Source organism: Planctomycetaceae bacterium (assembly GCA_021371795.1).
Taxonomy (GTDB): Bacteria; Planctomycetota; Phycisphaerae; order Sedimentisphaerales; family UBA12454; genus UBA12454.
Window position 1 is genome coordinate 1 of record JAJFVK010000024.1, and the last position, 23797, is coordinate 23797.

The window sequence follows — 23797 nt, forward strand, 5'->3', positions numbered from 1 at the left end:
TCAGTACCAGCAAATTGGAGGTTGTGAACCGCAAAATCGGCCTGCTGCAACGTAACGCCTGCGGTTATCGGGACGATGAATATCTTAAATTACGAATCTTTCACCTGCACCGTTCCAACTACTCATTAACCGGATGAACCATATTTCGAAAATTCGTAAAATCGGCGCAGGTATTCGCGTGCGCAATTTTTTAAACATACTATTAGTAGTAGTCAGTAGCCAATAGCAAATAGAAATTGCGAGTTCTTATCGCAAAATCGCGCAAGGCGCAAGTTTCGGCAACACAAAAAATCACTAAATCACAGTAAAATGAACTGAAATACACTGGAACGATACTAAATCGCAGTGAAATCGTAAGAAATCATAAAAATTGAAAATCGGTGTTCAAAAAACGTGCGTTTTTTTGAACCGCAGATTTTTTTCTTAATTTCATGTAGGTATTATACCCCCTCTGTTTTTTTCTCTTCGAGGAAGAAAAAAACCAAAAAGCTCGGGGGTCTGCGCTTCGCTCCGACCATAAAACATCTTGTTTGTCAAGAAGGTTCCGCGAAAAAATTTATAGTCACGGAGTTTACAGAGGACACGGAGACATAAAAAATAGCCAGTAGTCGGTAGAAGGAACCGGCTAACGCCGATGAGATTTATTTATAGGCACGAAGATTTTGTTTTGATAAAGAATCAGCATTTAGGTAGCATATTATCAATTACCTGTTTTTGATTAGGAAAAGAAATAATGATACGTTCAATAAATGTCTTTACGCCAGAGGCATTATTGCGATGGCACAAAATTCCTAAATGGGCACAGGAAAAGATTCTCGATAACGTTTTCTGTGGTAAATGCCTTGATTCCGTAACAATCGTTCTTGAATCAGCCAAAATGAAAGACAAAGACCTCCTCTTACGAGGAAAATGCCAAAATTGCCAAACAGATGTCTGCCGAGTAGTTGAGCCGGAAAATGAATAGTGAAAAATGAAAAAAGAATATAGAATTCAGTAGACAGAAGACAGAATGTGGAATCGGCGTAGCCGATGGATTTTATTCGTTAAGAACTTAACCTGCGAGTTTTTTTGTTATTGAAGCCAATTGAAAGCGGGGTATAATTGATAAATAGTTATCAGGGAGCAGTTATCGGTTATCAGCGAAAAAAGAATATAGAACTAAGAACACAGGAGACAGAAGAAAAACAAATATAGGTAAACGTCCCCTATTATTGTTGAGGAAACATCGTTGAAACTTCTTAAAATAGGATTATAGGATTTTATTACATGTGGATTGACCTTAGTGGACTCGAATTGACACGGATATTCGCTATCGCTATAGAAATTATTAAAACTTTAATAAATAATTTGTCTTCGATACTGACCGCTATAGCTGGTCTCTGGGTTGCTATAATTGCTACTTGTGCTTTACGTACATGGAGATACCAGACGCGGGCCGAAAAGCACATTCAATTCATGGATGAATTAACTGATACAGTACATGAATATATCCAAGCCATGAGTGCGCCCATTGAGATGCTTAAATACATAGAAATATCTATTGAAGCTTATATAGAAACTGCATCTTTGAAAAATGAGAATGCTAAGAATGCCGGGGTTATTTCATACATTGAAAATCGTGGCAAGGATGACCAGACTCGATTGATTGGATATTTAGATAAGGTTCGGCCAATAATAAGTAGGATGGCGTCATTAGCAGCCAAAGGGCAGGTAATGGGTTTTGAGAATTACGGGCAATGCTATGATGCATGCGAAATGTTGGCTTGGTCTTATAGACAAATCGAGGCGGTTGCTATGATAATTGGAAATGAACACCTCAATTGGGCCAATGAAACAGTGCAGCGGACGCTTGATAAGGTTATTACTGTAAAATCGGATTTCATCAACAATAATCTCGCAGAGCATAACCGAATATTCCTAGAATTTGTAAAGCAGAACTACAAAAATCTGTTGGCATAACCGATGGAAAAACTTCAAGTTGATAAATGGGCCTCTTTTAAAAAATATCTACAAGAACTTAGAAAATCTCGTCATATAGAAATACTGGGTCCAAATTTAAAGAAGCCCATACCTGAAGATTTTGAATTGGACAGCAACCAACTATCTATCGCTCAGTCAGACTATATTGAAAATCAGAAGATTGAAATTGAAAATAAAAAGATTTTAGAATATGAACGACAATCAATTTTTTTGAAATATGGGCATATAATTGGGCTTCTAATTGCATATTTATTTTTTCCCCGAGTAAAGAAATTAAGCATCCTTGGAATAAATTATGCAAAGTATTTAGAAGCCGAAAAAGCGTATAAGGAAGTCTTGGAAGATAAAGAAAAAGAAAAAATCGAGGAACTCAGAAGGAAGGAAGCTAATTACTGGTTTTCTTTGGGAGGACATGAATTTGAAGAAGAGGTTTCAAAATTGTTTCGGAGGTCAGGTCACTTTTCTTCAGTTGAAAAAACTAAGGGTAGTGGAGATGGTGGAATTGATATCATACTTACTGTTTCTGATGGAACAAAAATTTTTGTACAATGCAAAGCACATAAGACCCCAGTTGGACCACACGTTGCGAGAGATTTGTATGGTGCAATGCAATCGGCTGGGGTAAACGACGGAATCATAATTAACCTGACTGGTTTTACGCAGGGGGTGCGAGATTTCATAAAAGGTAAGAATATTTCTATGTTTGATGTAAACAGCATAATTAAGATGCAAAATATGACTCTTAAATAGAATAAATAAATAGGGGACGTTTACCTAATGGCAGTTCCTTAACAGCAAAAAGCTACGTTGGGATGCCAATAATACGGTATCAACCGCCTTAAGGAAACGCCATTAGTAAGGTGTCCCCGGAAAATTGAGTTGAAAGAGATGGATTCAATTTTTTCATAAATATTTTCATGGTTTTTTGAAGTAGAGTCGATATCTTTTACGTACATATTTCGGTCTCCTTAACGATAATTTTTGTGGACAATATTTTTATCGTCAAGTGGGACTTTTTTTGTTAATATCCTTAAGGAAACGCCATTAGGGACGTTTACCTATTTTAATAACGCAGGAATGACCCCGCACCAGAGAAAAACGTGAATGAAAACCCCGCCGCAACGGCTTGCGGGGCAGGTTGGTGCGGGATAGGTGCAGATGAGATTGCCACGTCGTCCCGAAGCGGGACTCCTCGCAATGACATTAGACCCCCAGCAAAACTGGGGGCTAAACAAAAGATGACCGCTCCATTACTGTCGCGGCTCTGATACAATCGCATCGCAGAGGGCATCAACTTGCTGTTTTGTATGGTCGGACTGCAAAGAAATTCGCAGACGAGATGTGCCTGGGGCAACTGTCGGCGGACGAATCGCGACAACATAAAAACCTTTTTCAAAAAGTTTTTTGGAAATCTCCAGCGTTTTTTTATTATCGCCGATGATTACGGGCACAATTTGACTTTGGCTCGCTGCGGTATTAAGCCCGAGTTTTTTGAGCTGCGAGCGCAGATAATCGCTGTTCTCTTTCAGGCTTTTTCTTTGGTCGTGCGCGTTTTTAATTATATCTATCGCACAAACAGCCGCGGCAGAATTTGCGGGAATCGGCGCGGTTGTATAAATAAACGGTCTGGCTTTATTAACCAGAAAATCAATAACGCATTTATCCGAAACGACAAAACCGCCGGTGCATCCTGCTGATTTGCTCAAAGTCGCAACAATAATGTCAACATCGTTCAAAATGCCAAGTTCCTGCGCAAGGCCTGCGCCTGTATCGCCAAAACAGCCGAAGGCGTGAGCTTCATCGACAATTAAATACGCGTTATATTTTTTCTTGAGTTCGACGAGTTTTTTCAAATCGGCAAAATCGCCGTCCATTGAAAAAACCGATTCAGTAACGATGAATTTCCGGTTGTAATCTTTTGACGCAAGAAGATTCTCGATTTTTTCAAACTGCGTCCGATGATAAGTTCTAAAATCGGCATCGCTGCCCTTGGCGGCATCGATAATCGAGGCGTGGTCGAGTTTATCGAGTAAAATCAAATCGCCCTTCTGCGGAATCGTCTGCAAAATGGCGAGATTGGCCATATAGCCTGCGGGGAAAACCAACGCGGCCTGCTTTTCAAATAAATCCGCTAATTTCTTTTCAAGCTCTACGTGCGGTTTGATAGTTCCGCTAATCAGACGAGACGCGGCAGAGCCGAAGCCATATTTATCCATCGCTTCTTTGGCCGCGGCGACAAGTCGAGCATCCCCTGCCAAATTCAGGTAATTATTGCTGCAAAACAGGATTTTCTCGGCGTTGCCGACGCGAATCGACGTTCCGGCGGCAGAATCTATCTCTATAAGGCCGCGAAGCAAGTCCTTTTGCTCAATGTTATTAAGCTCATTTTGTAAAAAATCGAATTTCATTTGAATTTTAATTGAAAAAACAACTGTTTTTACCATATTATAGCATATATAATTGTAAAACAATTGTTTTTGGATTAACTATGGGAATTCATGATAGGGATTATCATCAGCCGGACTATGAAGGCAGCTCAATGCCGCGGATGCAATTTCGGTTTCCGCCGTTGACGCCGGTGGTAAAGTATCTGCTGATAATAAACGTCGGTATATATCTTTTGAGCATTATCGTAAAGCCGATTGGGAATTTTCTCTACGGCTGGCTTGAGATAGACTCCAGCACGACCGCAAGTTCGCTGCAACTTTGGCGAGTCATCGGCTATCAGTTTCTGCACGACCCGCGCAGCGTAGGTCATATATTTATGAATATGATCGGCCTTTATTTCCTCGGGCCGACGCTTGAAAGATTCTGGCACAGCAAAAAATTTCTCATCTTCTATCTGGCCTGCGGCGCAGCGGGCGGATTGTATTATATTCTGCTGTCGAATCTCGGAGCCATTCCGAAAGGCGAATTAATCGGAGCATCCGGCGCGATATTGGGTATGCTGGCGGCTTGTGCGATTCTTTTCCCGCATTTCGTTGTGATTCTGTTAGTTTTTCCTGTTCCAATCCGAGTAGCGTCTGTACTTTTGATATGCTATTATGTAATAAATATCTTCATAGTCGGGCAAAACGCAGGCGGCGACGCGGCACATCTGGCTGGTATGGCAACCGGTGCGGCGTATGTGTACTTCGGACCGAAACTAAAAAATAGATATAAAGCTTCGCTTCAGGACAACTGGGAGAAAAAATTCAGGGCTTACAGCGAATTGCAAAAAGAAGTTGACCGAATACTCGAAAAGGTAAATCAGCAGGGAATTAACAGCCTGACTAAAAAAGAAAAACAGATCCTTGCCGAAGCAACAAGATTAGAACAAATGAAAAATAAATTATAGTTAGCCACAGAGCTCACAGAGAACACAGAGATTTATCTATAAAAAAAGCCTCTTCAAATGAAGAGGCTTTTTTGTTTAACGATTTCGCATAACTAATTCCAATCAATTTCTTCAGGACGATTCAGCAGTTCATCGAGATGTTTTTGAACCTGCTGTTCCTTTTTATCCTTGATAGTATCAAGTTCGGCCTGACTCTTTTTCAAATCATCCTGAAGCTGTTCGAGCCGTTTTTTGAGGTCTTCATACCTTAACTGTTTTTTCTGGACAATCAGGTCAAACCTTTGATCAAGTACATCCTTTAACTGCTCTTTCAGTTCGGCTTTTACGGTTTCATCTGTGGCTGCTTTATACTTTTCGAGCAGTTCGCTTCGCTGCTGTTTGAGAACCATATCCTTTTTGAGTACCTCGGCGAGTGCGGGATTGGTCTTCTGTGCGTCAATTATGCCCCAATAATTTCTCATCTCAAACATCATTCTTCTTGCATAAGCCTTGGCGTCTTTTTCTTTCAAAGCCTTAAGCTCTTTCGCTTTGTTCGGGTCATTTTGTTCAAGCCAGGTCATCAGTTCTGTTTCTCTTTCCTGAACATTATGACGGATTCTCTGCCCCATCATTCCCATGCGTTCACGATGTTCACCGCCCGGAGTCCCCTGCATATCATTCGGCTCACCCATCGGCGGCATCGGAGGCAGTTGCAGTTCGCCCATCTCCTGTGCCGGAGGCATCGGAGGATTTTCTTCGGCAATCGCTAAAACAGCCATCAAGAAAACCAGCGGTAATATCAATCTTATTAAGGATTTCATTTTACTAACCTTTCCAAAAACTATAATCGGTTTCAATTATTTCACTTTCCAAAGTCGTAACGCTGTCGCTCATAAGGCTGCCTGAACTGTCCTCATTGAGGCAGACAGATAAAAACTCGCTTCGGAGCAGTTCAATATCTTTTTCAAATTCGCTAATACTCTCATCAGCTTGCGCAAAAACACTGTTCGAACTTTCGCTGATGCTCGCAACAGGTTTTTTCGTGTTCGTATCGTCAAACACAAAAAACCACGCAAATAGTAGTACAGCCGCGACGGAAGCTGTTTTAAGAATTAATGCCGGAATACCGATTCGCTGCTTTTTGCTGTAAATCCTGCGTTTAATATCATCAACCAATGCAGGCGAAGGCTCTGGAGCCGGGAATCTTTCGAACAATTCGTCGATTTCCTGCGAATCTTTCTTCAGTTCGGTCAAATCAAATTTTTCGTTCTGTTCAGTCATTAGACTTGTCCATTAATTCTTTTAATTTCTTCAAACCGCGATGCACTTTCGACAATACCGTATTAACCGGTTCATTTCTTAATTCAGCTAACTGCTGAAAACTCAACTGCGAGTAGTAACGCATCACAATAATCTCGGCAACATCCGGCTCGAGCGTCTCCAGGGCAGCTGTCAATCTGTCGGTCAAATAACCGCCGGTTTTAGGCTCTGCCGTCTCTTCCTTATAATCCTGCTGAAAAGAACCCATCATCTTTTCGTGCCGCTTTTTTGTCCGCAAAAAATCCATAAACAAATTGGATGCAATACGGAAAAGCCAGGCCTCAAAAGTTTCGGGGCAACAGGTGCCGATTTTCTCATACATTTTTAAAAAAAGCTCACTCAACAACTCATTGGAATCGTCAGCATTCGACGACAGCCGGTAAAAGTAACCGTACATACGCCTGGAATACAAATCAACCAGTTCGGAAACTGCCGTTTTGTCGCCCTTTCGGGCCAACGATACCAATTTAATTGTCTGTTCTGATGGCGCCATTATTGAATATTCGTATATATAGACGGTTGATGGTGAATAATTATTGCAAAATTGAAGAAAAATGAACGCGTAGATTCCCGCTTTCGCGGGAATGACACTAAAAGCCTTACTTTTTGTCAAAAGTAATGTTGTCGGTATTCATTTTGGAAAAGAGTAAAATAAGAGCTATATTAATTATTATAAGAGCAATGCTCAAATTCTGTGAAATAGTGAAGCCATCGGCCTGGATTGGATTGTCATCCCTTAAATATTCGATAAAAAACCGCATCGTACCATAATATATGAACATCAGCGCAAATGTAGTGCCCGGTTTGAAGATAAACGGAAGTTTGCGCCCCTGCGTTTGCAGTTTGATTCCCCATTGGCGGTGAAAATAAAGCCCAATACAGCCGACAAACGCCAGCAGGGATTCTAAAATCTGCGTTGGTATAACCGGCAAACAATGATATGGGCCGTCGTGGGCAACTTCGAATTTCTGTTGCGCATCCAAAGAATTATACGGCTTGAGATAATAATTGCCGTCCATAACGTCGAAAAAATCAGCCGGCAGTTGAATGTACGGCCTATCACGATGACGGGCCAAGTCTGGTCTAATCTGACTTTCATACGGAAGCGAACCATAAGGAAAATGAATCGCAACCGGACAACTTGTCGGCCTTCCAAAACAACAGCCATTCATCAAACAACCGATTCTGCCAAATCCAAGCGCCAGCAATAAGCCAATACCGAGAATGTCGAGATACCTGCGAACGGGCAGTTTTTGCACCCACAGATACATCACAATCGTAAACACCGCCAGCAGTACACCGCCGAGAAGTTCGAGGCCGCCCTTCCAGACTGCGAAAATATCCAATATTCTGCCGCTGAACTGATACCAATAATGTATCACATAAAAAATTCTTGCGCCTACAACACCGGCGATAAGCGAATAGAGAGCGGCCGTTGTAATGTGTTCCGAATGGTCGCCCAGATCGCGTGAGAGTCTGCGGATAAGAAATATCGCTGCAATGAATCCGCACACCATCAAAAAGCCGTAACTCTTGACGGTCAGGTCTGTGAACGGAATTCTAAAGAGTTCAGGATGCATTAATAAAATTAAATATCAAAATTGATGAACCCGCCTACGGCGGACAAATTTTAAATTTTCTACTTAATTCCGTTTTTCGCGTCGGCGACAACCACTTTCGGTTTAAAACCTTTCGCTTCTTCGGGCGTCATCCACGCAAAACCCATAATAATCACAATGTCACCTTTTTGCATCAGTCTGGCAGCGGCGCCGAGAATAGAAATTTTTCCGGAGCCTGCTTCTTCGGGCACAACATACGTTTCAAGTCGATTGCCGTTCGTAACATCCGCAACGAGAACCGTCTCATAAGGCATTATGCCGACAGCTTCCATCAGTTTGGAATCTATGCCGATACTGCCGGGATAATCCGCCAAAGAATCCGTTACCGTTGCACGATGTATTTTACTTTTTAAAAGTTTTAACAACATTTCAATACCATAAATTAATGAAAACAGAGTATTTTAATGATTGCTTACTCAACATCAAGCAGAATATTATCAATTAACCGTGCCGATGGCATTTTTACCGCCAAAGCAATCAAAACCTTACCCTTAATTTCTTCAATTTCTTCGAGCGTATCGGCATTTACAATGCTTATATAGTCTATTTCAATCTGCTTGCCTATGTTCAGAATTTTTTGCATTTGCTCTTTTATAAACGCACTTTCACGCCGGCCGCCATCAATTAAAAGCTGTGCTTCCTGCAATGAAGCATAGAGCAGCAGAGCCTCTTTTCTCTGTTTGGCGTCCAGATATTTGTTTCTGCTGCTCATCGCCAGGCCGTCTTCTTCACGGACTATCGGACAAACAACGATTCGCATCGGCATATTCAAATCGGCAATCATCCGCTGGATTATAATCACCTGCTGCGCGTCTTTCTGACCGAAATACGCAACATCAGGCTGAATAATATTAAACAACTTTGTGCAGACCGTCGCGACGCCTCTGAAATGTGTCGGGCGGGATTTGCCGCATAACAACTCACTCAATTTGTCAACGCTAACCCACGTGATATTTTGCTCCTGGTACATTTCAGAAGGGGCAGGCGCGAAAACCGCGTCAACGCCGTTCTTTTTGCACATTGCGATATCAGCATCAAAAGGCTTGGGATATTTATTTAAATCCTCATTGGGGCCGAACTGCGTGGGATTGACAAAAATACTGACGACCACGAATTCGCACTGCTGTTTGGCTTTTTTTACCAGCGAAACGTGCCCTGCGTGAAGCGCGCCCATCGTCGGCACAAATCCAACTTTCTGGTCGGCCGTTCCGGCGTCAGCAACAATCATTCTTATTTCATCTATTGTTTTTGCAATTTTCATGATTTTTTAGCCACAGAGAACATCCTCTCTGATTTTTGCTTCGAGGAGCAAAAATCCCAAAGACTCAAGGACTTCCGCTTCGCTTCAGCAGAGAACACAGAGAAATTAATTTTTCTTTATATAATAATTTATTTTTTTGCCGAGCGATTCGACCTGTTCTTTTTGCCTGAAGTCAACCGCTTCGGCATCGACCGTTATCACAGGGCATTGATTAAACGTCTCGAAAAATCTTTGATAACTGCTGTGAAGATTTTCAAGAAAACTCAAATCAATATCACGCTCATACACCCTGCTGCGCTCTTTTATACGCTTCAAACACCCTGCCGGCGTGGATTTCAAATATACCACAAGCGACGGCGGCGCAACAGTTTTCGTCATCACAGCATTTACTTTTCTATATAAATTAAACTGCACCGCATCGAGCCAGACTCTCGCGTATATCATTTCCTGCTGCATTATATAATCACTTACGGAAATTTTATTCCGCAGAACTTCCGGACTCAACTGTTCACATCGACTCAATAAAAAGTACAACTGGCTATCGAGCGCAAATGATTTTTGTCCCGCGTAAACCTTCGCCAAAAACGGATTCGTATCATACGCTTCTTTTATCAGGTTAAAGTCGTAAACATTTTTCAGGCCATCGGCAAGAGTTGTTTTGCCAGCGCCGATTACGCCTGAAATACAAATCAATCGCGGAGCATTCTCATCAATATGAAAATCGCCGCCTGAAAGTCTTTTGCGAAGCACGTCCGCTGTTTCATTTAAACGCGGATGAACAACCTGCGAATCTATTTCACAAAGCCCGTTTAACACGAATGACCGCAAATGCATCTGCGGATGCGGTATAACAAGGTCTTTACTTTTTACTATTTTTTTGCCATACAACAGAATATCAAGGTCGATTGCTCTACTCGACCATTTTTCTGGAGTTTTTTTTCTGCCGAGCGTGCTTTCGATTTTCTTCAGAACCTTCAGCAGTTTATCCGGCGGCAGTTTTGTCTGAATCTGCGCAACGCAGTTGAGATAGTCATTTTGCTTTTTGTCGGCAAGCGGTTTTGTTTCCATTACGCTGCTGACACGAAGCAGATTTATACCTTTGGCGGACGCAACGGCATCGAGAGCTTTTTTCAAATTCTTCTGCCTGCTGCCGAGATTGCTTCCCAATCCGATATAAGCCGTTACACCATTATTTATCATTACAATTTTTTTAGCCACAGAGTTCACAGAGACCACAGAGATATTTTATAGTTTCTTAATGCGTTCCATCGCCTGCGCTACATTGTCAGGTGCGCCGAATGCGCTCAATCGTACAAAACCTTCGCCTGCCGAACCGAACCCGCTGCCCGGCGTGCAGACAACATTTGCCTTGCTCAACAGGAAATCGAAAAATTCCCATGAGGTCATATTATTTTTCGTTTTCAGCCAGACATACGGAGCGTTAACGCCGCCGTAAACTTCATAGCCGATTTTTTCGAGTGTGCTTCTAATCAGTGAAGCGTTCGACATATAAATTTTGATAATATCGCGGACCTGTTTTTGGCCCTGCTCGGTATAAATCGCCGCGGCGGCAGCCTGCGAAATATAGCTTGCGCCGTTGAATTTCGTACAATGGCGTCTGTTCCAAATCTGGTTCAGGTCAACCGCTTTGCCGTCTTTTGTGTATGCTTTCAAGGCTTTCGGCACAACGGTAAACGCGCAGCGAAGGCCGGTGAAGCCCGCAGTTTTGCTGAACGAACGGAATTCTATCGCAACTTCTTTGGCACCTTCTATCTCGTAAATAGAATGTGGGATAGAGTTATCGGATATAAACGCCTCGTAAGCGGCATCGAACAAAATTATTGATTTATTTTTTCTGGCATAATCGACCCAAACCTTCAACTGCTCTTTTTTGGCGACCGCACCTGTCGGGTTATTGGGGTAGCAAAGGTAAATTATGTCCAATTTGTCATTTGGAATCTGTGGGACAAAATTGTTATCGGGCGTACATGGCATATACACAATGTTTTCATACCGCCCTGTTTTGTCTGGATTTCCTGTTCTGCCGGCCATCACATTTGTGTCAACATAAACAGGATAGACGGGGTCTGTTACGCCAATTACGTTATCAAGACCGAAGATTTCCTGAATATTGCCGGTATCGCATTTAGCGCCATCGCTGACGAAAACCTCGCCGTTTTCAATACTTACGCCTCTGCTTTTATAATCGTTAGCAATAATCGCCTCGATTAGGAAGTCATAACCCTGTTCCGGACCATAACCTTTGAACTCTTTTCTGCTGGCCATCTGGTCAACGGCTTTGTGCATTGCCTCAATAATTGCCGACGGTAAAGGCTCCGTTACGTCTCCAATTCCAAGTCTGATAATACAGGCGTTTGGATTATTTTGTGCGAAAAGTTTAACTCTTCTTCCTATTTCAGGGAATAAGTATCCAGATTGTAATTTAAGAAAATTTTCATTAACTCTAATCATTTGTACTCCGATAAATTCTACCCTTCAGGGTAGTAAGCTCCCGCGATTTAAAGAGTAAGTTTTTATTTTCAAAGCACTTACCCGCGGATTGGCGGAAACATTCAATCTCGCACATACTTTAATAAGTTATATCAAGGCAAAAACAAGCCGATATATTACTCGAATTATTGTGTAGGCTTAAATTACATTGAGAATTATGAACTGTCAACAAATAACGGAAGTTATGATGCCAAAAAGGCTTGCTATGAAAGATTTATCTTGTAATGGTGTGGTAACTCTGATAAAATTCCTTTGCTCATTTGGGGTAAAGGTGGAGGAACACCCCCTGCCGATTTCCGGTAAAGGACTTGCCGGATGTGTGCGGCTACGGAGTACTTACAACGGATTGTACCACGCGACTATAAGCCTGATTACAGAAAGAAACTGCGCTTAAATTTTATTATTTTATAGAGATAACGGAAAATGAAAACATATAAAAATTTCGTAAATTTGTCAGGATGGAACAAAATTATGAGTAACAAAATTATTCTCGCTCTAGTATTAACCCTACTATTAACCACAATCGGCAGCGCAGCTTCATACAACGTAGCCGCAAATTTTGCTGATGTGAACTCGGCTATCGAGAATGCAATCGACGGCGACGAAATCATTGTGGCTGATGGTACCATTACGCTCACCATTGATGTTTATAACCATCAGCAGCAATTCAACACCAACGGCAAAGCCATAACAGTCAAAAGCGCAAACGGGCCTTCAAACTGTACAATTGACTGTCATGGTGTTACGCGCGCGTTCCTCTGCGAAAACTTTGAAGATGTAACAACCGTTATTGACGGCTTTACGATTAAGGATGGCAGCGCAGATTACGGTGCCGCAATCGAATGTTACGGCTCATCTCCAACAATCAAAAATTGCGTCATTGAAGGCGGTCAGGCATACTATGGCGGTGCTATCGATATATTCTTCGGCTCGCCTGTAATTCAGGATTGCGTTATCAGAAATAACACCGCTGATTCTGACGGCTCGGCAATTGAATGCAGCGGCGGAGAGTCAATGCCCGTAATCCAGAACTGTCTTTTCTATGGCAACACCGCAACGAACAGATATGCAGCTTTAGATTTTTATGACAATTGCTCCGCGGAAATAACCAACTGTACAATAGTAAATAACACAGGAATAGACTCTTTCGGCGGTGTATATTCTACGGACTCGGATGTAACAATCCGCAATTCAATTCTCTGGAACAACGGCATCAGTACCAGCGGCATAATTACTGCAACCTACTGCTGTATCGAAAACGGACACAGCGGAACAGGCAACATAAGCAGCAATCCAATATTCAAAACCGGTCGTTACGGCGATTATTATTTGAGCCAGGTATCGGCAGGACAGTATTATACAAGCAGTTGCGTCAATGCAGGCGACAGTAACGCTGTCAATATTTTCGGCACTGGCGCATATACAACAAACACTTATGACATCGACGACACTACTAAGGTCGATATTGGCTATCATTATTACAATCCCAACCTGCAGGAAACCTGCACACTGACAACATATCCGGAACCGTCAGCAGTTTATGGCAGTGTTGATCCTTGTTATCCGACAGGACAAACTTTTCCAAAATACAGCGAAAAATCAATATCTGCGTATCCGGCCGGTACCTACCAACTCACGGAATGGCATTACGGCGATACAGCAGGCTTCCCCGGTACATACAATGTCTTTTCAGGATTATCGGAATTTACCATAACGCTTGATGCCGACAAAACAGTTGTCCCGGTATTCAACACAGTGCCGATGTACAAATTGACAGCTTACGTAGTTGACGGCAATGGCACTGTCAGCGTTTCTCCAAATAACTATCCGGATGAATACGACCCGGACAGCTATTATATACAACAAGGCACAACTGCTACAATTACCGTGGCTACACAAACCGGTTACATAGTAAAGAACTGGTATATATATAAGACTAACGACCCCAACCATTCTGTAATTAAAGCCGCGACAAGCAACACCTGTGTCATAGATATGAATGACAACATAACAGTTGAGGCACAGTTACAATATCAGGAATACGAACTTAGAACCCGCGTTGACGGCGGCAATGGAACTATCTTGCCGAAACGCACAAAATATCCGGCTGGAACAACCGTTAATCTGTCGGCAACACCATACACCGGTTACAGAGTACATGCCTGGGGCGGCGATGCAATAATAAAGCCAAACTGGAATGCCCGCACCAACACCGTATTGATGAACGCGATTAAAGATGTCAATGTAACGTTCGAGCTTGACACAAGCAAAGTAATCTTTGTCGGCGCCGGCGGAGATATTCAGGGCGCAATCGACGATGCAAATAATGGCGATACCGTAAAACTATCTCCTGGTACTTATGTCGGTACAGGTTTAATGGTAAGTGGAAATAAGGCAATTACAATTCTGGGCGACCCTGAAAACCCGGAAAATTATGTAATCGACTGTTCTGGCGAGGGATCTATCGGCATCTATGTCTCAAGCATGTCGCCGTGTACAATAAACGGCATAACGATAAAGAATATAGATACTTTCACCGGAGATGGTACAAATGCAAGAGGCCCAGATCAAGCCGGCGTTAATGGTTTTGATCATTTCTACGGTGCAATATCGTTGGTAAACGCAAATCATCAGGTTCTTAACTGCCGTATAAGCAATGTAACACTCTCTGCCGGAGACGGCGGTGCAGGTGCCGACGGAAATACAGCCGTCTGGGATGGCTCTTATGGCGGCGATGGCGGATGGGCAATGGGCGGAGGTATAGTCATATGGGACTCTTCACCTTTAATTAAGGGTACCATCATTGAGGACTGTACCGTAATAGGCGGAAACGGTGGTAACGGCGGAAATGGACGTACTGCCGAAGCTCCAGATTCAAATCTCGGCGAAGGTGGTTATGGTGGTTTACCAGGCGCAGCTTATGGCGGCGGTATTGCTTGCTGGAAAAACTCGAGTCCGATATTTGAAGATTGCATTATTCGCAGATGCCAGGCAATCGGCGGACACGGCGGTAACGGCGGTAATGGCGGAAGAACAATGATGGGCGGTTACGGCGGTCTGGCGAAAGATGCCGGCGCATGGCATAAAAATAACAAGATAGATCCCAATGGTTGGGGTGGCTCGCGTATCGGTATAAATTGGCCCAATAACATCTTTGCGACATTTGACCCTGTTACATTTGCAACGGACGCCAACTCAATAGATATATCCGATTACAGCACACAAGGCGGCGGTATTTATGTAGGACGCGACTGTAATGTAAAATTTATCGGCTGCACATTGAACGACAATACGGCCGAGGGATGTATCAGCGGATTAGGCGGCCTTTATAACGTCACTGGTGCACAAATCCAGCCAAGGAAAAATTACCACATGCCAAGTTACGGCAGCGCCGTATTTTGTGATGCCAACTCCATTACTAAGTTTACACGCTGCGAAGTATATAATGATGAAATCGTAGTTACAAACGACGGCGAAGATATAGTCTCCGAAAACGATGACTGCGGCGGCGGAAGTTTAGGTTCTCGAAACACTCTGTGGAAAGATGTCAATGACTGCAATATTTACACAAACTTCGCACCGTATGGCGCCGGTATATACGATGTAAACAGCAACGATACACACATCAACGATTGCAATATATATTCGAACAATTCATATTCCGGCGGCGGCGTTATGACCATTGATTGTTACGGTCATATACACAACTCCATCATACGCAACAACACCGCAGGAACACAGCTTGAACCGAACCTGACCGACTACGCGTTATTCGGTTCCGGCGGCGGCGTTTACGCATTTTCGAGCTGCCTTGATATCAACGACAGCATAATAACCGATAACGCAGCCAACTCGACCGGCGGCGGCATTTGCTTCGCGGGCGATTACGCAGTGACGCCAACAATTATGAACTGTCTGATTAAGAATAACAGGGCAGGCGTATCGGGCGGCGGTATAGCAGCAATAGAATATGCCGACCTGACAATTCAAAACTGTACTATATACAATAACGCTGTAACCGGCGCGGAAGGCAGCGGCGGCGGTATTTTTGCATCGTATGCTGCCAAAGTCATTGTAAAAAACAATATCATCTGGAACAACAAAGGTATCGCAGGTTCGCAAATCGGATTAAGCAAAGGCGGAAGCAGTACATACTTCTACGCCTATATGAAAGCTCTGTACAACGATATAGATTTACGAGCCAATGCAGCTCTCGACTTTGCCAACAGCACAAGTTCCAGCCCGTCTATAACAATCAGCAAACTGATAGATGCTGAAACAATTTATAATGAAATCAATACATCAGGAACAGCAAAGGTTATCATCACACTGGCTGATGTGGATTTCGATACCGACTGGTCTTCGTCGGCATCTATAAGTATGACACAAAACGCGATAGCGTATCGTCAGACTAAAGTGCTCTCTTCAATGGAAGCCGGTGAATTTACTCTTACCAACCAATATGTCAACGTAGCGGCATTAGGCGGAAAAGTAACAGCGTCAGGTTTGACCTCATTGTTGAACAATTCGCTTGTCGCACATATTGAGCCGGTCAGAATATGTTATCCGGCACTTGCACAGGCTATTCCGATGGGCAACGCACTTGCCACACGTTCGCAGTATAACGGCCAGAACTGCGCTATAGCTATTGTCGATACAGGCATTGACTATACGCATTCCAGACTTGGCGGCGGCAGCTTCCCGAACGCAAAAACTATCGGCGGATTCGATTTCGGCGATAACGATGCCGACCCGATGCCGGTTGAAGGTTATACATATACTGACGGATACGGCATAGGAGCACACGGTACAAATTGCGCAGGTATTGCGGCAGGAAATCTTGGAACCGTCGGCGATTATATCGGCGGCGTTGCTTACGGCGCAAAATTGTACGCACTTAAAGTTACACTCAATACAGACCTGTATCAGGGTTTCCCGAACACCGCGACTTACGCTGCGTGGGACTGGTGCTTAACGCATAAGGACGATAATTCGTCTTATCCTATCAGAGTAATAAGCAACAGTTGGGGAAGCCGTGTAGCTGCGTTTGACAATGAAGAAGACGCAGACAATTATTCACCTTCGTTTGCAACACTGGCGAAAAACATAGTCGACGCAGGCATTACAATTCTTGCCGCATCCGGCAACGAGGGTCGTACCGACAGTATCGCATGGCCTTCAGCAATGTCGAATGTAATCAGCGTAGGCGCTCTATATGACACAACCGGTCAGGTAACGGATTATTCAAATTCGGCTGACAACCTCGATATATTCGCCCCCGCTGACCCTGTTTATACAACCGACCTTGTAGGCTCGGCAGGTTATGACGGCGATTATTATCCTTACTTTAACGGCACAAGTTCAGCTTGTCCGTTCATTGCAGGATGCGTAGCGGCTCTGCAAAGCGCAGCATTAGATTACTTAGGCGCCCCGCTTACGCCTGCACAGATTGAAACCATTTTGAAAGCTACGGGCACTTCTGTAACAGATACGAAAGTGGCTGTAACAAAACCGATGGTAAATCTGTTATCAGCGATAACACTTTTAAGTTCATCGTCTCCGATTTATACAGATGACGCAGGCAATACTCTCGTCGGTATCGCAAAAGACGCCAGCAACAACTGGACGGTTCAGGGCAGTACGAACATTTCCGCTGACCCGAATTTTGTTCTTGGTTTCTATTTGAGCAGTATAGATGCAGGACAGGATATTACAAGCGTGTGCGTCAATGCAGGCAGTACTTACGCAACAGTTCTTAACCTTGACACATATACGACAAGAACAGACGGTGTAAAAGATATGGGTTATGTCGATATGGGTTATCACTATGGAGAAGGTCTGTCCGTTTATAATTTAGTTATAGACGTAAACACCTCTGCCGCCGACGGAACTACAGACCCGCTGCCCGGCCTATACAAAAAATATTCCGGCGAAGTTGTAACTATCACGGCTGTTCCTGATGTAAATTCACGCGTAGCAGCATGGATTATTGACGGCACATCAATACCTTCGAATGTCAAGAAATATACTATAACAATGGATAAATCGCACACGGTTACGGTTGTGTTCGAAGAATATGTTACAAGAAGCATAGTTGTTCCTGACCAGTATAAGACTATTCAGGAAGCTCTCGACGTGGCTGAAAGCGGCGATATAATTTATATTTATCCGAAATCAGACGGCACACCGCACTATATCGAAGACCCCTGCGGTCTGGACTTCGGCGGCAAAGCACTGACTATCCGCTCACGTTATCCGGACGACAAGAATATTGTTGCCGAGACTATTATCGATTGCAACAACAGAGGCCGTGCTTTCATCTTCAGAAATAATGAAGACGCATGCAGCGTTATAGAAGGTTTGACAATAACCAATGGCCTGGCATCCGGCACAATAGCTACCGGAACAAGAATAGTATTAGACCCGGAAGATGCCAATATATATCAGTTGGACGGCAATGACGGCAACGGTAACGGTTACGGCGGTGCGATTTATGTTGGAGTAGGTGCAAGTCCGACAATTCGCAAATGCGTATTCACAAACTGTCAGGTAACCGGCGGTCAGGGCAGCGACGGCGGCAGAGGCTATGACCTGCCGTCTGACAGCACTCTCGAACGCGGCGGATTCGGCGGCGACGGCGGTAACGGAAGCGGAAACGGTTATGGCGGCGTTATCTTCTGTGCCGCAAAAAGCGCTCCGGCTGTACTCGACTGCAAATTCAACGACAATGCCGCACACGGTGGTATCGGCGGCGATGGCGGCGACGGTGGTAACGGCGCCAGCGGTAAAACCGCAGGCAACGGCGGAGACGGCGGCGACGGCTATGGCAACGGCTTCGGCGGCGTGATTTACTGCTCGGCCAAATCATCACCTAAAATCCTCGGCTGCAGCTTTGGCGAAAACCTCGGCGGTATGGGCGTCGGCGGAACATACGGCTTACAAGGCTGGGGCCCAACACCAACAGACCCGCCCTATCCGTATGACGGTTACGCCGGCTCATCCAGCGGAACAGGCTACGGCGGCGCTATCTATTATGAAAAAGGTTCCAATGCCGACATCAACGACTGTCAGATTCTTAACGGTGATACAGTCGCAACAACAGGCGATACTCTTGGAAGCGGCGGCGGCGCGATTTACTTCGAACCGGCCTGCGCTAACAGCGTAATCCTAAACTCGACTCTTGCCGGCAATAAGGCTTCTGCGGGTTTGGGCGGCGCTATTATATTAAACGCAAACAATAAGCTCGTTCTTAACAACTGTTATATCGGCGGCAACAGCGCCAACACTGACGGCGGCGCTATCGCGGTCGGTTCAAAGAATGATGCAAACTTATGCGAACTCGTTTTCAGCGACTGCGTCTTTACGAGCAACACGGCATCGGCACTGGGCGGCAGTATCTACGCAAAGAACTCTGACGCAAACTTTGTCGAATGCTTTGTCAATAGAAACACAGCACATTCCGGCGGCGGTCTCTACATTGTATCAGAGTCATCGCTTAGATTCATCGGCGGAACGATAAACGACAACAACGCTGTCGGCAGCGATGCCCAGGGCGGCGGTGCTATGATAATGCATTTACCGGCGGAATTTATAAATTGTCAGATAACCGGCAACTCTTCAAACTATGCCGGCGGCGGTATTATGCTTAACGGACCTGAAACGGCAATCTCCCAGATAATCAACTGTCTGTTTGCCAAAAACAGGGCTGCCGTAAGGGGCGGTGCGATTGTTACATCGCTGGATTCAAGTCCGACAATCAAAAGTTGTACATTCAGTGAAAACGAAACTGATGTCGGCGGTAAAGGCGGCGGTATATTCTGCACGTTCAGAAGCTCACCGAAAATTAAATACTGTATTTTCGACAAGAACAAACGAATCGCAATCTATGAAAACAGTACAGATTGTAAACCAGTAATTTCTTACAACTTATTTAATAACAATTACCATGGAGACTACTATAACTATACCATTGACAGGCTGTTCAGTATCATACAGCCTGCAATTGACAGAAGCACAGAACTTTCGGAATTAAATGCCCATACGGCAGGCAATAACATCGCAGATTTGTCGGTTAACTCCAATGAAATTGAGATATTCAGAGCAGGCAGTCTGGGCGATTATTATCTGCGACAGAAAACTGCGGATTACAATGATACTGCCTGTCTGGCTATTAACGCAGGCGATGTTGACGCAATGGCAGTTACAGTATTTGACGGCAAAACAATGGCTGACTATACAACAAGAACCGACAGCTATTTGCCGGACGCAACTTCAGACACATATGACATCGGCAAACTTGATTTAGGCTTCCACTATAAGGACGCAAATGAAGCTGCCCAGCTTTACCTGACTACGGAAGTCGCAGGCGGAAAAGGTACTATTTCACCAGCATCCGGTTATGTATACAGAGGCACAACAGTTCAGCTTACAGCCGCGCCGACAACAGGCTGGCGTGTAAAACAATGGTTGGGAACAGACGACGACAGCACAACAAACACAACAAATTACGTTGTGATGATGTCAGACAGAACTGTTTCTGTAGCATTTGAACAACCGAGAAACCTGTATTTACCGGCCGGCTATGCGACATTACAGGAAGCAATCAATGACTCAAGAGATGGAGATAAGATTATTATATCTCCGGGAACGTATCAATATTTCGACATCAACTACGATAATTTGTTTGGCGTAGCGATAAACGGTAAAAGTATAACAATTACCGGTTCCAACCCGGATGACCCGTGTGTTGTGGCTGCGACAATCTTTAAGGGCAACAGATTTGTTATTTCAAATGTTGATTCTTCGATGATTCTCGATGGCATTACTATTCAGGGTTCTCACTGGTATGGCGGCGATGCACTATGTCCGACAACACCAATAAGTCCTGACGGAATAAACGGCGGCTCTTTGCTTGGCGGTGCGATGGAAATAAATAATGCTTCTCCGACGATACGCAACGTCAGATTCGTTGACTGTTCGGCAGGCGGCGGAGACGGCACTAACAATTGCAGCACTGGCGGCGACGGCGGATGGGCAGGCTATGGCTACGGCGGTGCTGTTGGCATAGATTCAGGCAGTTCACCAGTATTCAAGAATTGCAGTTTCACCGGATGTTACGCTTATGGCGGTGACGGCGGCGACGGCGACACATCAAACGACACACCGGGCCACGGCGGCAACTGGGGCGACCCCAACGGCAGTAGATATCAAACATGGGACTATGCCGACGATATGGGCGGCCCAGGCAGTTACGCTCCTTACTGGTACTACACTGGTCAGGGTGGCGCAATTTATTGTTCAGCCGATACTCATCCGGTATTCAAAGACTGCGTCTTCAGCAACAACTTCGTTGTAGGCGGAACCTGTGGTATTAGCTGTCCGGATGTAGAAGCATGGCCAAACCATCATTATATTATTGACTCATTCGGCGGCGCTGTTTATATGGCAACCGGAAGTCAGGCTGACTTTACAGATTGCAACTTTGTCAACAATCTCGGCGATACAAGAAATCAGATTGGCGATGTAAATAATGTTGCATGGTTATATAAAGAAGCAAATTGGGCATTGTCTGATAACGTCGTAAGTTACGGCGGCGCAATCTACGCCGAATCGACAGATTCGATTCCAACAGTTAAAGATTGCACATTCAACAGCAATATAGCATGTGCTGGCGGCGCTTTGAATGTAGAAGATTCAATCTTCCATATCAGCAACTCAAACTTCTTTGGCAACACTGCAATGCTCGGCGGTTCAATGCTGTTCATCGGCAGTGATACAATTCTGTCCTCATGCGATTTCTACGGCAACACCGCGGTAGCACCGGCAGGTCAGGGCGGCGTTGTTTACAGTGCAGCAGGCGCTCCGAAGTTCTATGATTGCAGAATGTTGTATAACAGCGCAAGCTCATCAGGCGGCGCCGGTTACTTCTCTGGCGAACTCGAACCGATTATGCACAACTGCTTAATCACACATAACACAGCTGCCACTTACGGCGGCGGTTTATCCGCGAACTTCGACGTTCAATTACACATGTCGAGCTGTACGGTTGCACACAATCAGGCAACAGGCAGTACAAGTTTCGGCGGCGGTTTGAACTGTGCTTACAATGCGAATACCACTGTCATCAACAGTATATTCTGGGAAAATGAAGCTAATACAGGTCGCCAGATAGCTATTGGTAATAGTTACTCCGCTGCTGACAAACAGCCGGCTGAAGTAACTGTAACATACAGCGACATACAAAGCGGCGGCGCAGGAATATTCTGCGACCAGACAAACGGCTGTCTGCTCTACGGCTTCACTGAACCAAGCACAAACCTGTACGGCACAAGCCTGTCAAGTCCGCAGTTCATTTCATCGCTATGGGTAACAACACCATGGAACGACTACTTCCTTGCAGCACCGGATATAAATGAAGGCTCTGCAACAATGCAGACTACTGACAATATGTGTATCGATTCAGGTTCTGGCACTGCAATAAGCTGGAATATGTACAAACACACAACCAGAACCGACCGCAAGATCGATGTTCCGGATTCCAATATCGATATGGGCTATCACTATATCATACCCGCCACTATAACAGGCGACTTTGATTTCGATGGCGATGTGGACATAGTTGATTGTAATGGGTTTATGCAATACTGGATGTACGAAGATTGCACGTTCCCGTATTACTGCAACGGACGCGATTTCACCGAAGACGGCGAAGTCGATTTCGAGGATTACGCCATATTCGCGGACTACTATCAGGAAACCGAGAAAATTCCGCCGCAGCCTAATTCAATGACTTGGGCAATATTACCGAAGTCTGCTGGTCTAACCTCGATTACAATGACGGCTACAACCGCGACAGATAATTCAAGTAAGGTTATTGAATATTACTTCGAGTGCTTATCCGTTAAAGATCACAACAGTGGTTGGATCACCAGCAGCACATATACAGATACTGGCTTAACCACGGGCGACACTTATGGATATCAGGTCAAAGCAAGAGATGGCCGAGGCAACGAAACAGGCTGGAGCTTACCACACTATACAAGGGCCGGCTCGGATTCGACTGCGCCGACGCCAGACCCAATGACATGGCTGATTGTGCCGACACTGATAGATTCAAATTCTGTCGGAATGTCTGCCACGATAGCGACCGATATTTCCGGCGTTGAGTACTCCTTTGAAGAAACAACCGGTCATAACGGCGGTACCAACAGCGGCTGGATTTCAGTCAACACTTACATAGACTATGGCCTTGAACCCAATACGGTATATACCTATAAAGTTCAGGCACGTGATAAATCAGACAACTACAATGAAACTGGTTTTTCAGCAGAGCGTTCAATAAAAACTCCTGCATCAGGCGGCGATGTTAATGATGTTAATGATACAAATGATATTAGCAACATCATTCCGCTATGGACAACTGAACCTTATGCTACCAGCGGAAATCCGTGGTATTATCACATAATGGACGCCACAGCCGCCACCGACGCGGTTGCATATTACTTTGATTGCTGCGAAGGCGGCGGAACAGACAGCGGATGGATTACATCCACACATTACGAAGCCGGCCCATTCGGCAGCGTTACAAATTCCTCGTACAGGTACAAGTATAAAAACGCCGCTGGCAAAGAAAGCGGATGGTCGCCGATTGTAAGCACGTTTAGTGGATGGTAAGCGTTGCAACACATTGATTTCAAAAGCCTCTGCCTAAAAAACAGGGGCTTTTTTTATAACCAGATAATACCACAGGTATTTTTTTATTGCGTGTCGAACGATTGGCAAGTCATTACG

Annotated in this window: 14 protein-coding genes; 5 read left to right on the top strand and 9 right to left on the bottom strand. The window is 44.5% G+C overall.

The window, feature by feature from the left end; all coding sequences use genetic code 11:
* Nucleotides 1-733: 733 nt before the first annotated feature.
* The 3 genes from LLF92_11760 (at nucleotide 734) to LLF92_11770 (ending at nucleotide 2730) form a co-directional block, all read left to right on the top strand.
* Nucleotides 734-964 carry a hypothetical protein gene (locus LLF92_11760; protein MCE5341782.1) on the top strand — a complete coding sequence of 77 codons (231 nt, stop codon included), beginning with the start codon at nucleotides 734-736 and terminating at the stop codon, nucleotides 962-964.
* Between the two features lie 302 nt (nucleotides 965-1266).
* The gene (locus LLF92_11765; protein MCE5341783.1) at nucleotides 1267-1959 is read left to right on the top strand and encodes a hypothetical protein; all 693 of its coding nucleotides are present in this window, start codon (nucleotides 1267-1269) and stop codon (nucleotides 1957-1959) included.
* 3 nt (nucleotides 1960-1962) lie between these two features.
* Nucleotides 1963-2730: a restriction endonuclease gene (locus tag LLF92_11770; GenBank protein ID MCE5341784.1), complete on the top strand. Its 768-nt coding sequence runs from the start codon at nucleotides 1963-1965 to the stop codon at nucleotides 2728-2730.
* Nucleotides 2731-3230: 500 nt separating this feature from the next.
* Here the strand turns inward: LLF92_11770 and bioF are convergent, their stop codons facing one another.
* Nucleotides 3231-4424 carry an 8-amino-7-oxononanoate synthase gene (gene bioF / locus LLF92_11775; protein ID MCE5341785.1) on the bottom strand — a complete coding sequence of 398 codons (1194 nt, stop codon included), beginning with the start codon at nucleotides 4422-4424 and terminating at the stop codon, nucleotides 3231-3233.
* Between the two features lie 44 nt (nucleotides 4425-4468).
* Here bioF and LLF92_11780 point away from each other — a divergent pair, with 44 nt between their 5' ends.
* The gene (locus LLF92_11780; protein ID MCE5341786.1) at nucleotides 4469-5317 is read left to right on the top strand and encodes a rhomboid family intramembrane serine protease; all 849 of its coding nucleotides are present in this window, start codon (nucleotides 4469-4471) and stop codon (nucleotides 5315-5317) included.
* A 92-nt stretch (nucleotides 5318-5409) separates the two neighbouring features.
* Here the strand turns inward: LLF92_11780 and LLF92_11785 are convergent, their stop codons facing one another.
* From LLF92_11785 to LLF92_11820, 8 genes are all read right to left on the bottom strand, one after another.
* Nucleotides 5410-6117 (bottom strand): hypothetical protein, encoded by a 708-nt coding sequence (locus LLF92_11785; GenBank protein ID MCE5341787.1) that lies wholly within the window; start codon nucleotides 6115-6117, stop codon nucleotides 5410-5412.
* A 4-nt stretch (nucleotides 6118-6121) separates the two neighbouring features.
* Complete coding sequence (locus tag LLF92_11790) at nucleotides 6122-6577, bottom strand: hypothetical protein (protein MCE5341788.1); 456 nt, start codon at nucleotides 6575-6577, stop codon at nucleotides 6122-6124.
* Nucleotides 6570-7109 carry an RNA polymerase sigma factor gene (locus LLF92_11795; GenBank protein ID MCE5341789.1) on the bottom strand — a complete coding sequence of 180 codons (540 nt, stop codon included), beginning with the start codon at nucleotides 7107-7109 and terminating at the stop codon, nucleotides 6570-6572. The genes LLF92_11790 and LLF92_11795 overlap by 8 nt, the downstream gene beginning before the upstream one ends.
* Nucleotides 7110-7215: 106 nt before the next feature.
* Nucleotides 7216-8196: a prolipoprotein diacylglyceryl transferase gene (locus LLF92_11800; GenBank protein ID MCE5341790.1), complete on the bottom strand. Its 981-nt coding sequence runs from the start codon at nucleotides 8194-8196 to the stop codon at nucleotides 7216-7218.
* A 59-nt stretch (nucleotides 8197-8255) separates the two neighbouring features.
* The gene (locus LLF92_11805; protein MCE5341791.1) at nucleotides 8256-8603 is read right to left on the bottom strand and encodes an aspartate 1-decarboxylase; all 348 of its coding nucleotides are present in this window, start codon (nucleotides 8601-8603) and stop codon (nucleotides 8256-8258) included.
* Nucleotides 8604-8647: 44 nt separating this feature from the next.
* The gene (panC, locus tag LLF92_11810) at nucleotides 8648-9496 is read right to left on the bottom strand and encodes a pantoate--beta-alanine ligase (protein ID MCE5341792.1); all 849 of its coding nucleotides are present in this window, start codon (nucleotides 9494-9496) and stop codon (nucleotides 8648-8650) included.
* Between the two features lie 105 nt (nucleotides 9497-9601).
* Entirely contained in the window at nucleotides 9602-10714 is a 1113-nt protein-coding gene (gene folK, locus LLF92_11815) for a 2-amino-4-hydroxy-6-hydroxymethyldihydropteridine diphosphokinase (protein MCE5341793.1), read from the bottom strand.
* 27 nt (nucleotides 10715-10741) lie between these two features.
* Nucleotides 10742-11968: an LL-diaminopimelate aminotransferase gene (locus tag LLF92_11820; protein MCE5341794.1), complete on the bottom strand. Its 1227-nt coding sequence runs from the start codon at nucleotides 11966-11968 to the stop codon at nucleotides 10742-10744.
* Between the two features lie 510 nt (nucleotides 11969-12478).
* On the opposite strand from LLF92_11820, the gene LLF92_11825 reads away from it, so the two are divergent.
* Complete coding sequence (locus tag LLF92_11825; GenBank protein MCE5341795.1) at nucleotides 12479-23680, top strand: S8 family serine peptidase; 11202 nt, start codon at nucleotides 12479-12481, stop codon at nucleotides 23678-23680.
* Nucleotides 23681-23797 lie beyond the last annotated feature (117 nt).